This is a genomic window from Mucilaginibacter psychrotolerans (assembly GCF_004519315.1).
Taxonomy (GTDB): domain Bacteria; phylum Bacteroidota; class Bacteroidia; order Sphingobacteriales; family Sphingobacteriaceae; genus Mucilaginibacter; species Mucilaginibacter psychrotolerans.
This window is the reverse complement of record NZ_SOZE01000029.1, coordinates 40936-64430: the sequence shown is the minus strand read 5'-3', so window position 1 is coordinate 64430 and position 23495 is coordinate 40936. Positions and strand designations below refer to the sequence as shown.

At 45.6% G+C, this 23495-nt stretch carries 22 protein-coding genes; 18 read left to right on the top strand and 4 right to left on the bottom strand.

The genetic code is table 11. The annotated features are described in order from the left end of the window. Window positions 1-357 precede the first annotated feature (357 nt). Entirely contained in the window at window positions 358-810 is a 453-nt protein-coding gene (locus E2R66_RS21840) for a GNAT family N-acetyltransferase (RefSeq protein ID WP_133234768.1), read from the top strand. A 209-nt stretch (window positions 811-1019) separates the two neighbouring features. Here the strand turns inward: E2R66_RS21840 and E2R66_RS21835 are convergent, their stop codons facing one another. After that, the gene (locus tag E2R66_RS21835) at window positions 1020-1727 is read right to left on the bottom strand and encodes a Crp/Fnr family transcriptional regulator (protein ID WP_133234766.1); all 708 of its coding nucleotides are present in this window, start codon (window positions 1725-1727) and stop codon (window positions 1020-1022) included. A gap of 96 nt (window positions 1728-1823) precedes the next feature. Here E2R66_RS21835 and E2R66_RS21830 point away from each other — a divergent pair, with 96 nt between their 5' ends. From E2R66_RS21830 to queD, 8 genes are all read left to right on the top strand, one after another. Next, window positions 1824-2483, top strand: coding sequence for a class I SAM-dependent methyltransferase (locus E2R66_RS21830; protein WP_133234764.1), 660 nt, complete (start codon window positions 1824-1826; stop codon window positions 2481-2483). A 51-nt stretch (window positions 2484-2534) separates the two neighbouring features. Further along, window positions 2535-3128 (top strand): class I SAM-dependent methyltransferase, encoded by a 594-nt coding sequence (locus tag E2R66_RS21825; RefSeq protein WP_158288476.1) that lies wholly within the window; start codon window positions 2535-2537, stop codon window positions 3126-3128. 46 nt (window positions 3129-3174) lie between these two features. Next, complete coding sequence (locus tag E2R66_RS21820; protein ID WP_192902001.1) at window positions 3175-3582, top strand: DUF983 domain-containing protein; 408 nt, start codon at window positions 3175-3177, stop codon at window positions 3580-3582. 189 nt (window positions 3583-3771) lie between these two features. Beyond that, a complete protein-coding gene (locus E2R66_RS21815; protein WP_133234758.1) occupies window positions 3772-4350 on the top strand; it encodes a PhnA domain-containing protein in 579 nt (192 codons plus the stop codon). 16 nt (window positions 4351-4366) lie between these two features. Then, complete coding sequence (locus E2R66_RS21810) at window positions 4367-5287, top strand: bestrophin family protein (RefSeq protein WP_133234756.1); 921 nt, start codon at window positions 4367-4369, stop codon at window positions 5285-5287. A 636-nt stretch (window positions 5288-5923) separates the two neighbouring features. Further along, a complete protein-coding gene (locus tag E2R66_RS21805; protein ID WP_133234754.1) occupies window positions 5924-8392 on the top strand; it encodes a TonB-dependent receptor in 2469 nt (822 codons plus the stop codon). A 5-nt stretch (window positions 8393-8397) separates the two neighbouring features. After that, window positions 8398-9570, top strand: coding sequence for a PepSY-associated TM helix domain-containing protein (locus E2R66_RS21800; RefSeq protein WP_133234751.1), 1173 nt, complete (start codon window positions 8398-8400; stop codon window positions 9568-9570). A 244-nt stretch (window positions 9571-9814) separates the two neighbouring features. Further along, entirely contained in the window at window positions 9815-10171 is a 357-nt protein-coding gene (gene queD / locus E2R66_RS21795; protein WP_133234749.1) for a 6-carboxytetrahydropterin synthase QueD, read from the top strand. A 36-nt stretch (window positions 10172-10207) separates the two neighbouring features. Here the strand turns inward: queD and E2R66_RS21790 are convergent, their stop codons facing one another. Next, window positions 10208-10798 carry a TetR/AcrR family transcriptional regulator gene (locus tag E2R66_RS21790; RefSeq protein WP_133234747.1) on the bottom strand — a complete coding sequence of 197 codons (591 nt, stop codon included), beginning with the start codon at window positions 10796-10798 and terminating at the stop codon, window positions 10208-10210. A 252-nt stretch (window positions 10799-11050) separates the two neighbouring features. Here E2R66_RS21790 and E2R66_RS21785 point away from each other — a divergent pair, with 252 nt between their 5' ends. From E2R66_RS21785 to E2R66_RS21770, 4 genes are read left to right on the top strand one after another with little or no spacing between them, the layout of a single operon-like run. Further along, entirely contained in the window at window positions 11051-12112 is a 1062-nt protein-coding gene (locus E2R66_RS21785; RefSeq protein WP_133234745.1) for an efflux RND transporter periplasmic adaptor subunit, read from the top strand. Between the two features lie 9 nt (window positions 12113-12121). After that, a complete protein-coding gene (locus tag E2R66_RS21780; protein ID WP_133234743.1) occupies window positions 12122-15229 on the top strand; it encodes an efflux RND transporter permease subunit in 3108 nt (1035 codons plus the stop codon). Between the two features lie 11 nt (window positions 15230-15240). After that, the gene (locus E2R66_RS21775; RefSeq protein ID WP_133234741.1) at window positions 15241-16533 is read left to right on the top strand and encodes a TolC family protein; all 1293 of its coding nucleotides are present in this window, start codon (window positions 15241-15243) and stop codon (window positions 16531-16533) included. A gap of 56 nt (window positions 16534-16589) precedes the next feature. Then, entirely contained in the window at window positions 16590-17174 is a 585-nt protein-coding gene (locus tag E2R66_RS21770) for a TetR/AcrR family transcriptional regulator (protein ID WP_133234739.1), read from the top strand. Between the two features lie 93 nt (window positions 17175-17267). Here E2R66_RS21770 and E2R66_RS21765 read toward each other — a convergent pair whose 3' ends face one another. Next, window positions 17268-18641, bottom strand: a complete 1374-nt coding sequence (locus tag E2R66_RS21765) for an aspartate kinase (RefSeq protein WP_133234737.1) — start codon at window positions 18639-18641, stop codon at window positions 17268-17270. A gap of 494 nt (window positions 18642-19135) precedes the next feature. Further along, on the bottom strand, window positions 19136-19399 hold the full coding sequence (locus E2R66_RS21760) for a hypothetical protein (protein WP_133234735.1): 264 nt from the start codon (window positions 19397-19399) through the stop codon (window positions 19136-19138). 760 nt (window positions 19400-20159) lie between these two features. Here E2R66_RS21760 and E2R66_RS21755 point away from each other — a divergent pair. From E2R66_RS21755 to E2R66_RS21735, 5 genes are read left to right on the top strand one after another with little or no spacing between them, the layout of a single operon-like run. Continuing rightward, the gene (locus E2R66_RS21755) at window positions 20160-20846 is read left to right on the top strand and encodes a hypothetical protein (RefSeq protein ID WP_133234733.1); all 687 of its coding nucleotides are present in this window, start codon (window positions 20160-20162) and stop codon (window positions 20844-20846) included. A gap of 3 nt (window positions 20847-20849) precedes the next feature. After that, a complete protein-coding gene (gene hisS, locus E2R66_RS21750) occupies window positions 20850-22109 on the top strand; it encodes a histidine--tRNA ligase (protein ID WP_262710316.1) in 1260 nt (419 codons plus the stop codon). Further along, entirely contained in the window at window positions 22093-22704 is a 612-nt protein-coding gene (locus E2R66_RS21745; protein WP_133234729.1) for a dTMP kinase, read from the top strand. Before hisS ends, E2R66_RS21745 begins: the two co-directional genes overlap by 17 nt. Then, a complete protein-coding gene (locus E2R66_RS21740) occupies window positions 22701-23225 on the top strand; it encodes an ATP/GTP-binding protein (protein WP_133234727.1) in 525 nt (174 codons plus the stop codon). Before E2R66_RS21745 ends, E2R66_RS21740 begins: the two co-directional genes overlap by 4 nt. A 3-nt stretch (window positions 23226-23228) precedes the next feature. Then, complete coding sequence (locus E2R66_RS21735) at window positions 23229-23495, top strand: HPr-rel-A system PqqD family peptide chaperone (RefSeq protein WP_133234725.1); 267 nt, start codon at window positions 23229-23231, stop codon at window positions 23493-23495.

The following is a 23495-nucleotide window of genomic DNA, read 5'->3' as shown; positions in this document are numbered from 1 at the left end:
CTTTACAGAACTCATCAACAAGACAGAAAATATCGCTAATTTTATTGAAGTCAATCATGTGGAAATGTATTTAAATATTTGAATTTCAGACACTTAAATATACTTACATTTCCTTTGATTGGCAAATCTATTCTCAATTATTAATCGAACTCAGGTTACTATTGCGAATTTACTTGAGCAGCACGATTTCTCCTTTCGATATCTGTAACATCATGCATGGCTACGCGTTTTTTCAATTTTATTTTATAGAAGATTTGGTGCGACGTTGTAGAATTTAGAATTTGCTGATAAAAATCTTCATCTGCCGCTTTTCCAATCAAATTATCCAATTAATTTCGCCCCAAACAACAACACCCCATGCACCTCACCCATAAACTCCTCCCCTTCCGGCAACTTACGGTAGATGAACTATATCAACTACTCCGCCTGCGCAGCGAGGTTTTTGTGGTAGAACAAAACTGTGTGTTTTTAGATCAGGACGATAAGGACCAGCAATGCCATCACCTGCTGTTGTATGCTAATGATCAATTGGCTGCATATTGCCGGTTGGTGCCTGCCGGTATATCATATTCAGAACCGGCCATCGGGCGGGTAATTACTTCGCCCGCTTTTAGAGGTACCGGCTTGGGCCGCGCAGTGATGGAGCTTGCCATACAGGGTTGTAAAGATCTTTTTGGTCCGCATGATATCCGAATTGGCGCGCAAACCTATGCGCTGCCGTTTTACCGCTCGCTGGGCTTTGTTACCGATGGCGATACCTACGATGAAGACGGGATTGAACACATAGAGATGGTGAGAAAGCCTGATTAAATCACTTGTTGGCAACAAAGGCACGATATAACACCTTATATTGACTCCAACTCATTGCGAATACACTGTGTTCGCAATTGGAAAGGTGCGCTAAAACTGGCGAAATAACGCTATCTGGCGTTTCGAGAACCCGCTACCATATTCCGGCTCTAATTGATCAGCATGGCCGGCATTCGGCATCGCTTATCAGGGGTGTGGCAAACCTTATGTTACCGGTAATTGGCCCGTTTAACAAGTAGGTGAACATCCCTGATGATGATCTTTCTGCCTTCTGTTAACAGTATGCCTTCTGCTTTAAACTCTCCAAGCAGGCGGATCACGTTTTCTGCGGCGAGGCCCGCCATGTTCGCGAGGTCGGTACGGGAAATATTGATGGGAATAGCTTCGTTATCACTCAACCCGTATTTGAATTTTTCCCGCAGCACAATAAGGGCGATAGCCAGCCGCTCCGGCCCTGTCCGTTGCGCAATCACCGAGATGCTGTTGGTAAGTACCGTAAATTCATGACTCATGGCCTTTAGCATGCGCAACGCAAAAACGGACGACCGGCTTAAAACGTCCATAAAATCTTCTTTCGGGATAAACGAAACCATGGTATCTTCCATCGCTGTAGCAGAGTCTGCGTAGCGTTCACCCGAAAGTACCGGGTGGTAACCCATCAGTTCGCCCGGGCCGGCTACGTAAATGATCTGTTCCTTACCGAGCTGGTCTACCTTGTACTTTTTGACCCTGCCGCTGCGGACCAAAAAAATACCGGAAGGCACCGTTCCTTCCCGGAAGATCACATCTCCCTTAAACAGATGCTGTTCGGTAAGGTGCCGGGTAAGCCGGGCTGTTTCTTCTTCAGAAAGCACACTCAGCACCGAATGCGTTGTGAAATTCCACCTGTCGATAGGAAAGATCCCGTTTAAACTCATGGCACAAAGTTACGAAATATCAAAACTGATATACATCAGTTTTTGGGCTGATCTCCTTTAGGTGCGCAGAGCAGCTGCAGTACTGAAATTTGCAGGATGGATGTTGATCCCTTTTCCCCTTTCCCTCCCGAACCGGAAACGCACCAGCAGAGGCTGGTTGCTTCAATGGGGAACAAACGGCCTAACGACTGTTTCTTCCGCAACGATGCAGAATTCGACTGGTTGTACCCCGAACACCTGCAACTGATCTCCAAGAGGCACTGGACACCATTGGCTGTGGCAAAAAAAGCGGCCGACTATTTAGATATAGCCGGCAATATACTGGATATCGGGAGCGGCACCGGCAAGTTTTGCCTTACGGCAGCACACCGTTATCCACTGGGTAATTATTACGGGGCAGAGCAACGCCACGAACTGGTACATTACGCCACAGTGGCCGGCAACTATCTTGACCTGGGTAATGCCCGTTTTATCCATGCCAATATTACCCAGATCAATTTCAATGAATTCGATCACTTTTATTTCTTTAATTCTTTCTTCGAGAATATCGACCGGAAAAATGCCATCGACGATACCATCGAGACCTCGCGCAGCCTCTACGAATATTACAACCGTTACCTGCTGGCTGTTCTTAAAGATAAACCTCCCGGCACCCGGGTGGTTACTTACCAGAGCCTCGGAGAAATGATTCCCGCTAATTACGAACTGGCAGCGCAGTCCTTTCATTCATTGCTCCGCTTATGGATAAGGCAATAAATGGGCACGTTTAACTATAAAATCAACCTCAAACACCAGAAGCTATTTTCCATGTACACTGATACCCTGAACATATCTTACTTCCGCAAGGATGCCGCATTCGACACTTTATACCCCGAGCATATCCGCGACCTCTCCCAGCTACACTGGACCGGGCTTGATATTGCGATGGAAGCCAGCAATTTTTTGGCCAGCCCCGGAGCGCGGGTGCTAGACATTGGCAGCGGTGTCGGCAAATTTTGTATCGCAGCAGGCGTTTACCACCCGGAGGCGAGCTTTTATGGCATTGAGCAACGGAAGGCCCTGTACAGTTATGCCGAAACCGCAAAGCAACAGATTGGTGTGGAGAATGTGTTTTTCAGGCACGGCAACCTTACTACATTGAATTATGATGAATACGATCACTTTTATTTTTACAACTCCTTTTACGAAAATATAGAACCCGGAAGCCGGATAGATCATGCTGTGCATACTTCTTTTGAATTGTATAACACCTACACCTTTCATATACGCGAAATGTTGGACAGTAAACCCGCCGGCACCAAACTGGTTACTTATTATGCACCAGACAAGCAGGTGCCAGAGGGCTATAAATTAATTGACAATTCCTACAGCAGGCACCTGAAAATGTGGATAAAGAAATAGCGGGTGGTTTCGGGGCCTGCCGTAGGAATTTATAATGGAAAACGAAATGAGTAAAACACCAAAGCTGCAAGCCATGCTCGGCGCCAAATGTCCACGTTGCAGGCGGGGGAATATGTTTGAAGGAGGGGCATACCGTTTAGGCGCTAACCGCATCAATATCCATTGCCCTGGCTGTGGAATGCTCTTTGAGATTGAACCAGGCTATTTCTACGCGGCCATGTACGTTAGTTACGCCTTCAACGTTGCGGAAGGCGTAGGTATTTGTCTTTTAACCTGGCTAGTTACAGGTAACACAGATTCACCCTGGTTGTATCTCGGTACTATCCTCATTGGCCTGGTGTTATTGTCGCCCTTAAATTTCCGGTATTCGAGGGTCATTTTACTTTATTGGTTATCGCCCAAGGTGCACTACCGCCCCGAACTTGATAAGCCCCCGATACCAAAGCACGATTAAAATACAATTTAGTATAACTTCGCGGCAAGGTTACCTATGATAAAACAAAACAACCATTACCTACGCTAAACAAAAACATTGCAGGCAATAAACGCCTGCTTTACCTGACTATGTTGCCCGGGTATTTGTACACGGCAATATCGTAATCAGGCTTATACAAACATCAAAAGCATATCCAATCTTAAAACAATGAGCACTAACACCAACGCGGGATCACCCGAAATCAATACCTGCGAACTCTGCCGGTCGGCAAGCCAACTGGCGGTGTACCAGGTTCCTCCTGCCGGTTACGCGGCCAACGAGATCAACGTTTGCCCGGCCTGCCTGGCCGAACTGGCCAAAACCGATAAACCAGACAGCCGCTACTGGCGCTTTTTGGCCGAGGCGATGTGGAGCGATGTGCCCGCAGTGCAGGTTTTATCCTGGCGCATCTTGTCCCTACTGAACGATGAGGATTGGGCCGCTGCATGCCTGGACATGCTTTACCTGGACGACGAGCAACTGGCCTGGGCAAAGGCAGGCTTCACCGTAGAAACTGCGGAGCCGGCAGAAGTTCACCGCGACAGCCTGGGGAATGAATTACAGAGCGGCGACACGGTGGTTTTAACCCGTTCACTGGATGTTAAAGGCAGTTCGCTAAACGCTAAAATGGGCACAGTGGTTAAGAATATCCGGCTGGTAGGCGATAATACCGAACAGATAGAAGGTAAGATTGATGGCCAAACCATCGTTATTCTGACCAAATACCTGCGCAGGCAAAAAAGTTAAACCCCATGTATCAGGTATGATCATTCGAAAGAAAAAGAACTGGTTCGGGATGCTCTTTGTGTGGCGGGGCTCGGTATTACCTCAACTACTGCCCCGCCTTAGCGCGCTTTTTGCATTTACCGCGGTTGTGGTTTATTTCAAATCAGACCTGGACAGGGTGCACGGCGAACTCTCTACCAATATCTACACCATTTTTGGCATCGCGCTGGCCATATTCCTCGGTTTCCGCAATACGGTAAGCTATGACCGGTTTTGGGAAGGCCGCAAACTATGGGGAGCCTTGTTAAATGATACGCGCTCGCTGGCACAGCAGGTACATAACTTTATACCCAACGATGAGCAGCACCGACCGGAAAAAGTGGTGTTTATGAAGCAAATGGCAGCTATGGCGTATGCGCTTAATCACCAGCTGCGGCATACGGATGCTATGCCCGAACTACACAAGCTGCTGGGACAGGAGCTGGCCGGAAGGCTGGAGCAGGCAGAATACAAGCCTGTACTGATTATGCGGGAGCTTGGTGCCCGGATAAATAGCTGGCGGATACGTGGCTCTATTGATACCATACTGCAGGCGGCTATGGACCGCAACCTGGCCAACTTTTCAGATATCATAGGCGGTTGTGAGCGCATAGCCGGTACACCTATCCCGTTCTCGTATGATGTATTGCTCCATCGCACCATTTATATCTATTGCTTTTTGCTGCCCTTAGGTTTTGCCAATGCACTGGGTTGGTTTGCGCCATTTATCATCACCTTTGTGGCTTATACCTTTACGGCACTGGAGGCCATTGCCGATGAACTGGAAGATCCGTTCGGAACCATGCCTAATGACCTGGCCCTCGACGCTATGTCGGCCAATATCGAACGCAGCATCGCCGAAGTAGAAGACCTGCCAATGGCTAATACTGAACCGGTCAATTCATTCTATATTACATAACCAACCCTTCGTCAATCAGCTTGGATTGTGTATAGTCCAAAGCGGTATTGCCGGTTTCTTTATTAATTAGATCACCGAAATAGTTGACTGACCAATGCACCTGATACGAGCAAGAGGCGACACTTGGCAGCCCCTCTGTTTTTGCTTTTCCCGATTTGAAGTATGCACCTAATATTCAAGCCATTGCATTGCGGCACTTCCTTAAACCCGGGAACTGATCGTAGCTCATTTATTCGGTACTGCCCAATCACAACCTGCTTCCGGTAGAATACTTTCCTTAACACCCGATACCGGATCGATAATATGATCATAACAACATTTTATCCTCCCGCCCGAATAAGATTTGATGGCCGGCAAAGAATGAATTACGGGATGCCGATCAAAATCGCCAACATCACTAAACCAGTGTTATGCATGTACATAAAACAAATTATAGGCCTCTTTATTAAACTGGCACTCGCCTAACACAAGATAAGGTCTCAGCTTCTCCGTTAAGCGTCCGCCTTACTACAACATCCCGGTTCCGATCACCCATCGCTGCTTACGGTTAACATGACCGAATAAATTCTACACAATTTCTTACCTGATTTAAAAAATTGCTATAATTGCAGTATTATTTTTAATTAGTCTAAATAAATGAAACATCACCTTACTTCACTTTTTACATTTTTAATTCTTCTTTCATCCGTTTGTGCTTATGGTCAACAAGCCAAAACTCCTGCAACAATCAGCGGTTATATCCGGGATAACAACGGGGAAACCTTAGCCGCTGCTACTGTATTGGTAACCGGTACAGCAATATCCGCAGCAAGCAATGCTAGCGGAGCATACAGGTTACAGGTACCTGCCGGCAGGCATATTTTGCGTTACTCCTTTATTGGGCTAAACACCATAACCAAAGAGATAGACATCGCTCCGGGTGAGCACGTGAAACTAGATGCGCTATTAACCGCAGGCAGCAACGCACTACAGGGCGTGGAAATTACCGGGCGAAAGGAGAAAACATATAAAACCAAATCAACCTTTATCGGTAATAAAACCGAAACGGATATCAAAGACCTGCCGCAATCGGTTTCCTACGCCAGTAAAGAACTCATGGCAGACCAGGGTGCCGTACGTGTAGGCGATGTGGTTAAAAACTTCAGCGGTGTGAACCAGTTTACCTTTTATGATGACCTTACCATCAGGGGTTTCCGCGTTAACGGTCAAAGCAATACGCAGCTGGTAAACGGTTTGCGTACCAGTACCGGTTTCTGGAAGCAACCCCTAACCAACTACCTGGAACGTGTTGAAGTACTCAAAGGTCCTTCATCTGCCTTGTACGGCAATGCCAGCCCTGGCGGCGTGGTTAACCGGGTAACCAAAAAACCGCTTGATGAAACCCGGAAATCGATCAGCCTTTCGCTGGGCAGTTTTAACACCTTCCGCGCACTTGCAGATTTTACCGGACCGGCTAACAAAGATAGCTCGCTATTATACCGCTTAAACCTCGGTTATGAGGATGCCAATTCATTCCGAGATCTTCAATTTGATAAAAACGTGATCGTTGCGCCCTCGCTTTCTTTCATCGCCTCACCAAAAACACGTATCAATTTTGACCTGGTGTACAACAGTTCGCGCAGCCGCCTCGACCGCGGGCAGGCGGTGATCGGGAACGATCTGTTTTCCACGCCACAATCCCTTGCCTTAAGTGCCGGTAATGATTTTTTAAACGAACAAACCTATATTGTTACGCTATCCTTAAATCACCAGTTCAACAGCAAACTAAGTTTTAACGCCGGTTACTCCAAAACAGGTTATCAGGAAGATCTTTATGAGCACCGCAGCGCTAACGCTTATGCAAAAGATAAGCTTGGGAATGACATACCTAATCTGGTTGCCATGCAGATATTCCAGCGGAAGCGAAAACGCTATATCGACAATTTTAGCGGTTACTTCAATTACAATGAAAAGACCGGCCCTATTGCGCATAAAATAGTAATAGGCTACGATTACGGCAGCGAGAAAATGCCGGTCGGCGCCTCTCAACTTACTGCATCGGGCTATCGCAATGCATCTAATACCGGTACAATCACCAATTACGTGGCCAAAGACAGCCTTAAGTATCTCAGGGATACCAAAGGCAACCCGGTGCCCAATGTGGCTTCGTTTAACTTAAATGATATTTTAAACTCCCAGCGCCTGCAGGACGACAGCAAATCGTTTTTCGCGCCTACTACACTTTCGCCAACCTATTATTATCTCCATGCAGGTTATGCGCAGGACCAGTTAAAGCTTGGCCGTTTGCAGGCCCTGGTTGGCATACGTTACGAGTACTATACCGATTTTGTAAACTATGCTTCGCCAACACAGGAGAAAACACATTCGAGTGCCTGGTTGCCCCGCTTTGGCCTGGTATATACAGCATCTAAAAACGTTAACATCTACAGCACCTATGTCATGGGATATAATCCCCAAACGGCAGCAACCTTAGCCAATCCTAACGCCGGCGGGCCATTTGACCCGGTGACCAGTAATATGATAGAGCTTGGGGCCAAAAGCAGCTGGCTGGACGACAGGCTTTCTATCACCACATCTATCTACCAGATTGAACAGAAGAACACCCTTTATAATGCCAATGTAGCCGGCCAGCCCGACTTGTTAAGGCCTGTAGGGAAAGAACGCTCGAGAGGGTTTGAATTTGATATTACCGGACGCATCACCCCATACTGGAGCGTACTGGCATCCTATGCTTACAATGATGCAAAAATAACAGAAAGCGGCGTTGCCACCGAAGTAGGCCAGCAAAAACCAAACGCACCGAAAAATATGGCCAATATCTGGACCAGGTATAACATCACCAAAGGTGCACTAAGCGGGCTGGGCCTGGGCTTAGGAGCCAATTATGTAGACAGGCGGATGCTATCCATCAATGTAACGCAAAGCATACCTGCTTATATATTGGTTGATGCAGCCTTGTTCTACAACATCGGCAAGGTGCAATTGCAGTTTAATGCCAATAACCTAACCGGCAAAAAATATTGGGTGGGTGGGTATGATTATATCCGGTTGTTCCCCGGCGCGCCGTCCAACTACCTGCTAACCTTAACTTATACTTTCAACTAAGAGCTATGCAATTTTGGAAACGGTTTAAAGCAGTTGCGGCCTGGCTACATTTGTGGCTGGGCCTGGCTACCGGTATCGTCATCGTAATTGTATCTGTAACCGGTTGCGTGCTTGTTTTTGATGACGAATTGTTTGATTTTTTTCATCGGGATCTGGTAGAAGTTAAACAAACAGGCACGCCAAAAGCTGTTGCTGAGTTAATGGCCATTGCGCAGCAAACCTTAGGTAAAGGTAAACCCATTACCGATATCAGGATAAATGAGGACGGCCGCAGTTATGTATTTTCGGCGAGCAAAGTCAATAAGCGAAAAGATATTACGCTGAGCTATTTTAGCCAGTTTAAATACCGGGACGATGTATACGTAAACCCTTATAATGGGAAAGTGCTTGGGGTGATAGACGTGCGTTATGATTTTTTTAACGTTACCGAGCAATTACACAGGCAACTGCTGCTGGTTAAACCGGTTGGCAGCGTAGTCATCGGTTGCTGCGTTTTGATCTTCCTGCTCATGTTGATCACCGGCTTTATTTTATGGCTGCCTAAAAACTTAAAACAACTAAAAAAAAGCATCAGCATTAAATGGGGGGCTAAATGGAAACGGGTAAACTACGATATGCATAATAGCCTTGGCTTTTATGTGTTGCCCATAGCCATGGTTATAGCGGTTACCGGGCTTGCCTGGTCTTTTAAATGGTGGGAAAAAGGTATCTATCAAATGCTTGGTTCTAAGAAACCGGTGGTGCTTATTCGTAAGGCACCGCCGGTTAACACGGCCGACACCACCGGAAACCACCTGAACATGATGGTGACAACGCTACAGCACAAACTTGAGGGAAACTACCGGGTGATAGGCCTTAACCTGCCCGATAAAGGCGAGCACACGATGATGGCCTTTGTTTACCTGAAAAACCGCACAGACGGCTGGCGCAATTTAAGCTATTACTATTTTGATGCCCGAACAGGTAAGTTATTTGATCAACTGGAACATGCTAAAAAACCACTGGGCTTAAAATGGCGCAACTCTAATAAGGATATCCATACCGGGCGAATTTACGGGTTACCAACGCAGTTACTGGCGCTATTAGCATCACTTGTTTGCGCATCTCTTCCGATAACAGGTTTCCTGATTTGGTGGGGAAAGCGTAAAAAGAAAAAAGTACGGGGGAACTCCATTTAAAAAATCCGCCCCTATTTGTTTGGCCAGCATTCGGCATAGTTCGGCAAGAGGACTGTAAAACTAATGTTACTGGTAATTGGCCCGTTTAACAAGCAGGTGAAGATACCTCAAGATGATCTTTGGCCTTATGTTAATGTTTTGCCATTTTAAAAGAATGACAAAGATCCTGTGCAAAAGTAACCCACGTCACATTTAACCGGGGTGCTGTTTGCTATGCTTGCGGCAAAATTCTTACAAAAATATCATGACTATTTACCAGCACTTTACCTTTGATGCCGCACACTTTTTGCCTCACGTACCCGCCGGGCACAAATGCAAAAACCTGCATGGTCATACCTATCACCTCACCATATATATTGCCGGCGAACTGCTGGAAAAGGAAGGCTGGATCATTGATTTCTCGGATGTTAAAGCCACACTGGCACCTATCATCAGCGTACTTGACCATCATCTCTTAAATGAAGTGCCCGGCCTGGAAAACCCAACAGCAGAATTGCTAGCTAAATGGATATGGGACAAAACAAGGCCGCTGCTTTCCGGTCTGCAAAAAATTGAGCTGAAGGAAACACCCGGGACGGGTGTGATGTACGAAGGCAACTAATTGACCCCGGCTTATGGTTGAGTGATGTGCAAGCTTTTATTTAAGGCCTTTCTGTAGCATTTGGGCCAGCCAGGCAACCTTGCTGTCGCTTTGGGGAAATTTTCCGAAAACGATTACCTCCTGCTCGAAACTTTTGAAAGCAGCATTCAATGTTTCAGACAAAAAATCGATATCTTCTTCTGAAAGTTCGCCGATATCTTTGTTTTCGATTCCCCATTGAATGATCTGTTTGAACACGGCGACCTCTTCTTCGGCAAATTTTCTGAATTTGAGTATAAAGCCCGATGGATCTAAACGCAGGTCGTCGATAACCAGTTTATACTTCGACACAATATGACGGAGATCCTTTAATTTGTTAACATTGAACGATTCGATATTGGCCGAAAATGAGCGCCGTTTACTGATAGTGCCTTTACTTTCTGCCAAACAATTCAGAAAAAGCCGCTCGCAAACGGCATCGAAAACTTCTTCCTTATTTTTAAAATAATGGTAAAGTGTGCTCCTGCCTTTCTTACACTCGTTAGAAATATCCTGCATAGAAACTCTGAGGAAACCATAACGCTCAAAAACTGCGTCTGACGCTAAAACTATTTCCTCCCGCACCTGATCATTTTCCATTCTTTTCATAATCGACAAAAATACATTATTTGTTTATCCAAACATCATCTTTAATGATTTTGATTTGAAAAACCTTACTGGGTATATTTATGACAATTAAATTAAAAAATATCACAATACAAAAAATGTATATTTGTCGAAAATAAAAAACTATTTATATGAATTCGGCTAGCTCACCCAAGATGGTGGCACGCACATGGGATCTGATGTTTCCTGTGCAAAAATAGTCGACAATAATACACTAAACGTCCAATTAACTCAATGAAAACAACGCTCACACTGGCCGGAGCAGTATTAACTGCCCTATGGATCACCGGCTGCTCTAACAACACCAAACTGAAGCCCGGACCGGATACCCTGGCTGTAAAAGTATTTAATTTATCGGCCAACGATTCGGCAATTAATGATCGGATTGTTTACGACGGAACACTGGAGGCAGAAAAAACGATTGACCTGAGCTTCCAGGTTTCGGGTACTATTTTGTCTTTCCCGGTAAAAACCGGTGATTATGTAGAAAAAGGCCAATTGGTGGCATCGGTAGACGAAACCACTTACCGCAACCAATACAACGCGCAACTGGCACAGGCCAAACTGGCCAATGAAAACTACACCCGCATTAACGAGGTATTTAAAAAAGGTAGTGTAGCCGAGATCAAAATGCTAGAGGCCAAATCCAACTATGAACAAGCTACTTCTGCTGCACGCGCAACCTACCAAAATATTGCGCATACACATCTGTACGCCCCGGTTAGCGGCTACGTTGGCAACAAAATGGCAGAAGCCGGCGCAGTAGCCAATCCCGGCCAGCCGGTATTACAGTTATTAGATACCCGTTCGGTAAAAGTGTTGGTAGCCGTGCCCGAAAGCGAGATCAACCGTTATAAAGCAGGCACCATTGCGACGATAAGAATCGATGCGCTCAACAATCAGCCTTTACAGGGAAAAGTAACCGAAGTGGGCGTGATCGCGTTGAACGGCAGCGCCAATTATAACCTGAAGATAGCCCTCCCCAATACCGGCTTACAGTTAAGGCCTGGGATGCTTTGTAAAGTATCATTTGATAAGGCCGATGATAAGCACATGATATCTGCCGATGCCAAAGAAATTATCGTACCGGTACAGGCCGTACAGGTAGATGAGAAAGGAAACAATTTCTTGTATATCATGAATGCTCAAAATAAGGCGGTGCGGAAGGAAGTAGTTACCGGGCAGCTTTACAGCAACGGTATCACCATTACAGCCGGGCTAGCGGGTAACGAGCAGGTGATTACCTCAGGTTACCAAAAACTTGCCGATCAAACCCCTGTCATCGTCAGTAAATAAGCCCCTATCATGAAAAAGAACGCAAATTTAATTGAATGGGCGATGGAGTACCACGTATTCCCGCTGGCGCTTTCGGCCATATTGGTGCTGCTTGGTTTATCCGGGTTATTCAACATGCCCCGAAACGAATTTCCCGATTTCACCATCAGGCAGGGAGTGATCGTAGGCCAATACCCCGGTGCTTCCTCCAAACAGGTAGAAGAGCAGTTGACTAAAAAAGTAGAAGAATACCTTTTCAGTAACAACGAGGTTAACAAGAAAAAAACTTACTCCTTTTCGCGGGATGGGGTGATGTACATCTTTGTGGAGGTGGCGGATAACCAAAATGCTATCCAAACCAAGGCCTTTTGGAACAAAATTAAAAACGGCATGCTGATACTGCAAAGCCAGCTTCCTAAAGAAGTTAAAGGCTTCTATATCGATAGTGATTTCGGTAATACCTCAGCCATGCTTTTGTCGGTAGAGTCAAAAACAAGGCCTTACAAAGAATTACTCAGGAACGTAGAAGATATCGAAGCCGAATTAAGGCAGGTACAGGATGTGGCCAAAATATCGCATACGGGCAATCTTAATGAGCAGATCACCATTTATGTAGATAATAATAAATTGCTGCAAAAAGGTGTATCGGTAACTAATGTGATGCAGGTACTGCAAACTGAAGGCGCTATTAACGCCACCGGCAAGGTAGAAGGAAAGGTGGTAGATGAACCCATTCATTTAAGCACCTATTATAAAACCGAGGCCGAATTGGCTGAGCAGATCATCAGGCAGGATGCTAACGGTAATTCGGTGCGGCTGCGTGATGTGGCTACCCTGAAACGTGAATATGACGAGCCGGACAGCTATGTAACCTCCAATGGCACCAAATCCATCGTAATATCCCTGGAAATGACCACGGGTAAAAACATTGTGCAGTTTGGTAAAGAACTGGAAGAACATATCGAAAAAGTAAAGCAACACCTCCCACCCGATATTCAGCTGGTAAAACTGGCCGATCAGCCCGAAGTAGTAAATGATTCGATCAGCCATTTTATGAAAGAATTTGCTTTCGCGCTGATTGGCGTGGTATGCGTAGCCCTGCTGTTACTTCCTTTCAGGGTTGCTGCGGTTGCCGCAGCAACTATACCTATTACCATAGCCGCAACGCTGGGTATTATGTATATGGCCGGTATAGAACTGGACACAGTTACGCTTGCCGCCCTTATTGTAGTGCTGGGTATAGTGGTTGATGACCCTATTGTGGTTATTGATAACCACGTAGAAAAGCTGGACCACGGCATGTCTGTTTGGGATGCCGCCATTAGCAGCGCCAAGGAGCTGTTTCCATCGGTGTTTACCGCTACGCTGGCCATATCAGCAACTTTTTTACCGCTGGCATTTTTTATGACGGGTACCGCAAAAGATTTTATCAGCTTGTTTCCGGTAACCATCATGATCGCCCTAACGCTGTCCCTGATTATCTCTATGATGGTCGTGCCATTCTTCAATACGCTGTTCATTAAAAAAGGCTTACTACATAACAAAAAGGAAGAAAAGCGATCTTTCCTGGACCGCTTGCAGGACTTCTTTAATAACCATATCGGCAATTCCATGAAACACTACAAGCTAACCGTGTTTTTTGCGGTACTGTCAGTAGCGATCGGTATAGGGATTATGGGGGTACTGCCGCAGCAGCTGTTTCCAAAAGTAGAGCGAAACCAATTTGCCATGGAGATATACCTACCATCGGGCTACCGGCTTTCGCAAACAGACAGCGTGGTGAAGGGAATGGAAAAGATATTAAAGCAGGATAAACGTATTGTGAATTACACCAGCTTTATCGGCAGCAGTTCACCGCGTTTCCACTCGGTATATGCGCCAAATCTTGCGTCAAAAAATTACGCGCAGATCCTGGTCAAAACCGTATCTGAAGACGCCACAGCGGAGGTGATCGTGGACTATCAGCATAAATACAGCAATAGCTTTCCGGCTGCTTATGTGCGCATGAAACAGTTGAACATGGTAAACGCCCTGGCACCTATAGAAGTGAGGATTAGCGGAAATGACATTGCTACCTTAAAACAGGTAGCTAACCAGGTTATAGCCGTTGGTAAAACGCACAAACAAGTTATCTGGACCCGTACAGATTATAACGAGATACAGCCAACCCTTAAAATAGATGTAAAAACAGCAGAAGCTGCACGACTTGGCTTAAGCAAGAGTGATATTGCCAATGCGGTAGCCCTGCATTCAGAAGGCATTACAGCCACACAGGTTTGGGAAAATAACTACGCGGTAGATGTAAAGATCAAATCGCCTAAAGCCTCACGTAGTGACTTATCGGCCCTGCGCGACCTGAATATCGTGGCCCCACAAACCCAATCGCTGATACCGCTACGGCAGGTGGCAGACGTTAATGCAGAATGGAATGACGGCCAGATTACCCGCAGGAACAGTGTGCGTACACTAACGGTACGCATGGATGTTACCCAGGATGCAGTGGCCAATGCCGTATTGCAGGATATGCAACCGGCTATCGAAAAAATAAAACTTCCTGCCGGTGTTGAATTGAATTACGGCGGCGAACTGGAATTACAGGGAGAGAACCAAGGCCCGATGGGAACTGCGCTGGGCGTAAGTATCATCCTGATATTCCTGATCTTACTGTGGCACTTTAAACATCTTAAACATGCCCTGCTAAGTATTACTACTATGCCTTTGAGTTTATTGGGTGCCGCCTTCGGCCTGTTCATCATGGGCTATCCGTTTGGCTTCACCTCTTTCCTTGGTTTATTGGCACTTTGCGGCATCGTGGTGCGTAACGGTATCATCCTGATAGATTTTGCGGAAGAATTACGGTTGCACGAGGGTAAATCTGTTTTTGAAGCGGCAAAACTTTCTGCCGAACGCAGGATGCGGCCGATCTTTTTAACCTCCTCGGCAGCGGCTGTTGGCGTGATACCGATGGTGATCAGCAGGTCATCTTTATGGGGCCCGCTGGGTACCGTTATCTGTTTTGGATTACTGTTATCTATGCTGCTTACCCTATTCGTGCTGCCAACACTATACTGGCTGTTCTTCCGCAAAGAAGACAACACTAACCCGGCAAATGAAACACCGGAAACAGCAACTGTTTAAGTTTACAAATCATGAAATCATTCATCATATCCATTATTCTATTAACCGGCCTGCAAGCCAGTGCCCAGCAGCATACCATATCCCTGCAAGAAAGTAAGCAGGCGGCGATTGCCTATAGTTATGCGCTTAAAAATGGCCAATTGCGCGTTAATTCGGCAAAAGCAGATGTCGCCGCTGCCAAATCTGATTATCTGCCATCCGTTAGCGGCACGGGCATAGGCCTGTTTGGCTTTAAGGATTTTGTCCCGGCCATACCAGATGTATTAAGCAAAGGCATTAACAACCTGTATATATTAGGCGTTACCGGCACGCAAACACTTTATGCCGGTGGCAAAGTAAAAACAGGCAATGAGTTAGCAGCACTGCAATTGCAGGTGAGCGAGATACGCAAAAAGCAATCGGCAGATTCGGTACTATTGCTTACCGAGCAAAAATACTGGAACCTGGTGAACATACAGGAGCAGCAAAAAACACTTGCTGTTAACGAAACGCTGCTGAACAGCGTGCTAAAGATGCAAAAGGATATGCTTGCTTCTGGTCTCATTGCCCGTAATGACCTGCTAAAAGTAAAAGTTCAGTTGAGCCAGTTACTGGTTAACAAAAGCAAGTTGCAGAACGGCCGACGGGTAGCCTTGCTCGATTTCGCCGTATACACGGGCATCCCTTTCGATTCGCTGATGGTGATGCAGGATACCCTGAATAAAAACAGCACCCCTGTATTGCCCGCCTTAGAACCCGACACCTCTTTGGGCAGAAATGCAAATTACCAGTTGTTAACCAAACGCGTGCTGGGTGAAAAGCTGCAAACCCGTTTATCCAACGGTGATAACCTGCCCAGCCTGGCCGTGGGTGTGAGTGCTTCACAGGTCGGCTCATTCCGCAATAGCATTGGCAGCACCTTTTCGCCGGCCAGCTTTGTAACCCTCAGCATACCTATTTCAAATGGTTTATGGGGCCGCGGAAAACAGAAAGTGAGCCAGCGCAGGATAAATGAGGAGATTGCCCGAAATGATTATCGCGATGGGCAAAACCAGCTGCGGGTAGGCATTATACGCTACTGGTATGATATGCAGGACCAACTTACACAGATCCGTTATGCCAAAGACAACCTGGAACAGGCTACCGAAAACCTGAAAGTTAACCAGGATAACTACAAAGCCGGCTTAACTACAATCTCTGAAGTGCTGGATGCACAAAGCGCTTATCAGCAGGCTTCCAGTACGGTGGCTACCGCATTTGCAGACTTTTATGTACGCGCAGCAATATATAATTACGTTACTGCGAAAACCGGGAATCAACCCTAATGCTAGTTTAATATCCCCCATTCAAACATTAGCAGACGACAACCAAAGCAACCGGAATGCAAGTTAAAAGAAAACGCCTGATTGATATCGCCATTCAGCTGTTTATCAATCATGGTATCATCAGTGTAACCATGGATGAACTGGCGAAAGCGGCCGGTATGTCCAAGAAAACCGTTTACCAATGTTTTGCCAATAAAGGTATCCTTGTTGAAGCTGTTGTTGACGAACTGATAGGGCAATCTAAAAACATCGTCAGCTCAAATATAGATGCTGCAGATAACCCGGTACAGGAGTTAGTGCTTCAGCAAGGTCTTTTCAAACATTTGATCGCTTTGCGGTACCTTTTTAACCATATGATGTTAAAAAGGTACCCCAGGGCCATGAAAGCATTCCAAGAATTTAAAAACAACTTCCTGAAGGCGGTTATCGAATCAAATTTAGCAGATGGTATTTCCCTCGGATTATACCGCACTGAGTTGTCCGTGCCGGGCACAGCAGCCATCTATATATCAGTAGCAGATTTTTACCTGTTTAATAGTACGGTAAGGACCAAGGCTGATATATTTGAAGCACTCCGGTTATTTATCAACGGCATCATTACCGATGACGGGCGCCGCCTGCTCACAAAGTACAACAAATAAAAGTACACGAACCAGTTGGCAAACCCTTGTTAATTAGATTGCGCTTAACTTAAAACTACAAGAAGTTGATGAGTACAAACCAATCCACAAAACTTAGCCCACCGCCTTATTAAGCGCCGTGATCGCCGCTTTGAACTGTTCGCGGTCTACGGCGAACTGGATATTGACCCGCCCACTAGCCATACCGATAGCGATGACGGAGACCTCGGCCCTGGCGAGGGCAGCTGTTGCGTTGGCCAGCAGGCCGGGCTGGTCCATATTGCTACCGAGCAGGCAAACCATGGCTATCGGGTGAGTGGTTACGCGCTCGAATTTTTTACGGAGTGCCGCAATCAGCGCTTCGTCCAGGTCACTCTCCCATATCACGATACTGATGCTGTTGGCACTGGTTGCTTTAAAGGTATAGCTGATGCCGTAATCGGCAAAACACTGCATAATCGCCAAATCTGAGCCGACGTTGCCGGTCATTAGCGGATCGTAGATATCGATGAGCAATTGCTGGTCGGTACCGGTGATCACTTCGATGCGTTTCAGCTTGGAAATATAATCTTTGGTGATTAGCGTGCCGGGATGTTCCGGTTGGAAGGTGTTTTTGATGCGCAGGTGGATACCGGCCATTTCCAGCGGCTTAGAGGCTTTAGGGTGTATGGCTTCCATACCAACGTCGGCCAGTTGGTCGGCGATATCGTAATTGGTATTGCCAACGGGTTTCACATTGTCTAGGCCTACCAGGCCGGGGTCTGCGGTAGACAGGTGGTATTCTTTATGGATGATGGCTTCTTCCGGTTTCAATATCTCCGCAATGCGGCTGAATGTCACCTCAGAATACCCGCGGTCGAATTCGCGCATGATACCTTCGGTGCCCTTAGTGTAGCCGGTGGCAATTACGATACAGCTCTTCAGGTCAATGTCCTGAAAAGCGTCTTTGATCCGCTCAGTAATGCTTAGCGGGCGCGAGTCGCTGGTGCCAGCCAGGTCTACCAGGCGCGCGTTCAGCCCGCGGGCCTGCAGGATACTGGCCAGCACGTAGGCCGAATGGCTTTCGCCTAGCGAGGCTAATATTTCCCGTGCTGCCAACAAGATACCTTCATTGAGGTAACCGGAGGCAAGCATAGTCACGGCACTGTCGAGGTAGGTGAGCGCGGTTTTCATTTCCGCGTCTACTACCTGGTCTGCTTCGTTCCTGTCCAACCCCAGGTATTCGTATTGCTGGTTGAGCGTTTTGAGGTATTCAGCTACGCTCGCCAGTTCGCTGCGGAAGTCTTCGCGGCGGGCGAGTTTCTGGTACACGCCAGGTGCTTTGCTTTTTTTGTTTTCGAGCAGCAGGTTGGTCACGCCGGAAAAGGCGGAAACCACGAATACCCGGTTATACAGCGTCTCGCCGCTGCGGTCGTAAAGGATGATATTATCGATAACTTCTTTCAGGGCACTCATAGAAGTGCCGCCAATCTTTTCCACGGTTAACATGTGGCGAATTTAACCGTTTTGCAGCTGACCCGGAAACATTAAACGAAACAAGGAAACCAAAGCGCTGAGATCGGGGTCGCAGGGCTGGTGTAAAAAGATCCCCCCTCCTCCCGGATTACTAATTGCTAAAACAGCGCTAAAAAAAGAAAAGCCTCTTTTTCAAGAGGCTTTCTTTTTTTTTTAACTTGCGACCTGTTGGGTGGTCTTTGTGATCCCGCTGGGATATTATGTGATCCTGCTGAGAACTGAAAAATATGTCTTTAGATGCTTGAAAAGCACTTTTCTTAATTTTAAATCAAAACAGGGCACCATTTTGGGCACCAGTTATTTTGACACGGATTGGGACGATATAAGAATCGTTCGGTAATCCCAATTCAAATATAACAATACCAATATCTAATTCAAAAATAATTTGGCGCGCATTTTTTATAACGATGAAGTTATAATCTATCGAGTTGCAAAGGACATAACAGTGAAACCAAGTGCCATCTTTTTTATGAAGATTTGGCGAAACTCGACAACGGTATCTCCACCGCAAATTTCATTGAATCTGAATAGAATTTTCCGGTGCGTTGGATTGGGTCACCCTTAATGAGTTCTTTGCCATCCTTAAGTATAAAATGAAATTTTGCGCCATTATAAATAAAGATTTTGGACGTTATAAACTCCTCAGCATTTTCCAACTTATTAAAGTCGGTTCTGCAGACGAAAAAACCATCAGGTGATTGATAAACAACAGAATAAGGTAAATTTCCCATATTAATAGTATTTGATAATTAGTTATTTAACGTAAATTAGAAAACTATTTACAGTCAAATCAACATTTAACTATATGATAAGGTTTAGGTTAAAGATCCCTGGCAGCAAGTGCTTGGGATTTTTTATTTAGTACGCCTAAGCTGTAATTTTACTCTGTTGTCCTAAACAAACTTTAACTTACTGTAAAAATGTTAGGGATAATTAATAATCCGCTTTATCTTCTTCTACCACCGCTCAGGCCTCTTTTCTGTTCTTAAAGAGCCCCCAAACGATTTCAAATCTTTTGTCCAGACGTGATTTTAATAATTTTTACGCTGAAAGTTGTTTATAAAAAAAAATATGAATAAATTACGGTGTTTTATAATAAACCAGTACTAAGCCTTGTCTTTCAGCACGGTTAGCTCATTTTTGTATGCTCGCGGCGTGGTCCATACAAAATGTAATCAACCGCTTGGATGTTATAATAAGGCATTTGATCTGATAACTTATAGTAATTAACCTAAAATAAACGATCATGAATCAGTCATCACCATCCATGGGAAACGTTGACCTGGCTAAAAAAAGTAACGTTGCCGACGCAGAACAGGAAAAAAAAGGCTTTGATAATAAAAAAGCTCCAAAAAAAGAGTGGCGAAAACCACAATCCAGGGCAAGGAATATCAGGACACACTGTTAATTCACAGCAAATCGCACTTAAAGGCTTCCCATGGTAAGATCGATCTTACTTATGGGATTTTTTTGTTTTATTATTGACCAGCTATGGTAACTTTGCTGCAAGATAAATGGGTTCATTCGGATTTAAAGATCGGCCTTGATAATTCCTTGGTGCTAAACGACTTTTTTGATCCCGGTTTTGCCGAGGCCGTGGAATCCGAGCTCCGTAATAATATTATTTATGAGGAGGTCGATTTTGGCGGGGTGACACGGTTACGGCGTGGAGAACGAGAATTAGGTGATGCCTATTTCGGGGAATTAATAAATCAGGAAGGTAAAGGAAGCGTTCATCTCGGAGAGTTGATGAAGCTGATGCAAAGCCAATGCTTTGTCGATTTTTTGTCAGGTGTTTTTGGAGAAGAGATTATTTTCGTTAGACCGGGAACCCCGTATTTGATGGGAAAGGGCGACAAGATCTGCTTACACGACGATCTTTCTGATGAAACCCATAGCTGCGCGGTTGTATTTAACTTTTCCAAAGGTTGGAAGAGGGCATATGGCGGGAATACAATCGTAGGGAATGTCAAAAGGGAGGAAGATATTTATACCCCTCCCGAGGTGCCGTTCCAACTAACTAAAAAAGTGTTATATAATAATTTCAAAATGCATACGCCGAAATTCAATTCCTGTCTCTTGATCAAGATTGCGCAGGGCTTGGCCCACGGTGTAACACAAATCAAAGCGGATAACGAACGGTTTTCGTTTGTGGCGATTTACAGTAGAAACAAATAAAAAGTGAGCAACAAATTTCAGATCCCCAGAGGTACCATGGACTACCTCCCCGACTATTTTAAAAAATGGAAAGCTATTGAAAAAATATGGCGCGAAACCGTATATGATTTTGGATTCAATGAGATCCAGACCCCGATGTTTGAACATACCGAACTTTTTACCCGCACTGCGGGCGAAACATCGGACATCGTCTCGAAAGAGCTATATACATTCATGGATCGTGGCGGCCGGTCTCTTTCATTAAGACCGGAAGGTACCTCACCGGTAGTTCGCGCTTATTTGGAGAATAATATGAGCAATCTGCCACAGCCGGTCAAATTATTCTATTTGATGCCGATGTTCAGATACGAAAGGCCGCAGGCGGGGCGCTACCGGCAGCATACACAATATGGTGTGGAGGTGATTGGGTCACCATCTTATTATACAGATGCCGAGGTGATCAATATGGCGTTTTCGTTTTATAAGAAAATCGGATTCGAAGGGCTCAAAATTCAAATCAATAGCCTGGGCGATAAGGAGTCACGGCAAGCTTACCGCAATAGCCTGGTTGAGTATTTTAACAGGTATGCAAGTGACTTTAATGAAGAATATCAAAACAAGCTGCAGAAAAACCCGCTTCGCATTTTGGACACTAAAGAGGAGAGCCTAAAAGAGATTGTGGAACACGCACCAAAGGTCATAGATTTCTTGTCTGGAAAAAGTCAGCGGCATTTTGACCAGTTGTTAAATTACCTTACGAAATTCGGAATTCCATACAATATCAATAATAGGCTTGTGCGCGGTCTGGATTATTACAATGACACCGTTTTTGAGGTAGTATCCAATAAATTAGGTGCCCAGGATGCTATTGCTGGCGGTGGCCGTTATGACGGGCTAATTGAGCAGATCGGGGGAAAAGCGACAGCCGCATTCGGTTTTGGCGCGGGAATGGAAAGGTTGCTTTTTGCACTGGAAAAACACGAAATAGACCTAACCGGTGAGCAGAAAAAGAAAACCTACATCGTTACGGCGGCCGAAACGGCAAAAGATGCGGCGATCGAATTGATCAACCGGCTCCGGGATATGGGTATCAGCTGTGATATCGATCCGACATTTGATACGAAAGTGAAGCGGCAGATTGGCCGGGCTGTAAAATTGAGCGCCGACTTTGTGATTATCATAGGTGACGAAGAACTCGATAACCATTATTTTACCGTTAAGGATCTCCATAAAGAAACGCAGCAACAATTAGGCTTCGAAGCCCTTGTTGAAAGCCTTCGATGAAGATATGATCGTTGCTATCGAAGGAGTTTCATATAGCGGCAAAAGCACGCTGATCGATAGCCTTTGTGCTCATGGCGGTGAGCTGATGTTTACAACAGTTGCGAATGGCGTGCACGGATTTGACGATAGCGTTAGACAAGTGATCCATGAATATGGCCAAACACTGAGTCCGGAGGAAGAAATCATGCTTTTTGCAGCCAGACTGGCAAATAAGGCGAAGCGGGTTTCTGAATACGGCATAAATCAGCCAATTCTGTTGTTGGATAGGTTTGATGTTTCTTTGATCGTATTGGGACATCATTTACGTGGGTTACCTTTGCAGGAGGTGAGCAGGATTGCGCAAATGGCCGTTGGGAATGTACTGCCGGACGCTTATATTTTTCTTGACGTGGAGACCGATGATTTTCGTCGGCGATTTGAAAAAGACCATGCGACGCACCCTATTAGGGAGGGCTTAGCACATCATGACCGCATGAAAAAAGGTTTTGATGCATGTTTCCGAAAGCTTAACGGACGGAAAATACAGATCAATACGAGCTGGTCTACAACTGAAGTTTGCATTGAACAGAGTTTAAATTTTATTATGCAACTATGAAAGGAACGCAGCGGATAGTGTTTACAGGCGGCGAGGGTGTCGGCAAAACATCCGCACTTCTTTATTTAGGACTGACCGGAGCAACTATCGTGCGCGAAACGGCAAGTGATTATATCAGGATACAACGCGCGCTGGGCAATATTTTTCCTTATGAGGACCGTGATTTTGAGGAAAGGATACTGGAGTTTCAGTTGCTTCGAGAAGCAGCCGTTGTTGCAGATGGCCGGGTGTTTTTAGACCGTGGCTGGGTGGATTGTGTTGCCTATGGAAAACTTTACAACTGGGATATCAATCCATCATTGGTTACCAAAGCGGAACGCATAAAATATGACAAGGTGTTCTTCTTTCATTCGGCGAAGGACTACGGTGTAGGCTTAATGGACGAGCCGGAGATCCGAAAGTCTGTAGAAATCGGTGCAGCTGTCCGGAAAGCGTATGAGGAACTTGGTTATTCAATAATAGACGTAATGCCGGGCGTACTGACAGCCCGGGTTGATTTTATTTTAAATTCTCTGAATTAGCATATGGAACAACAATTTCAAATCAGGCCGAATATTACCTGTCGCCCCACAAACCTTAACCTGATCATGCTTTTTGACCGTGAAAAGGGGGTCATGTATGAATTGAACGAGACCGCGTCCAGCTTGATCGCGATCCTCCGAGATAAACCATCAAGTGCCCGTGAAATTTCGGCTGTGCTTGCTGCTGATTATGATGAAGACCCCTCCGTGATCGAAGCCCAAGTGGTTGAATTTCTTGATGATTTTGCTAAGTCGGGTTTGATCGAGTAA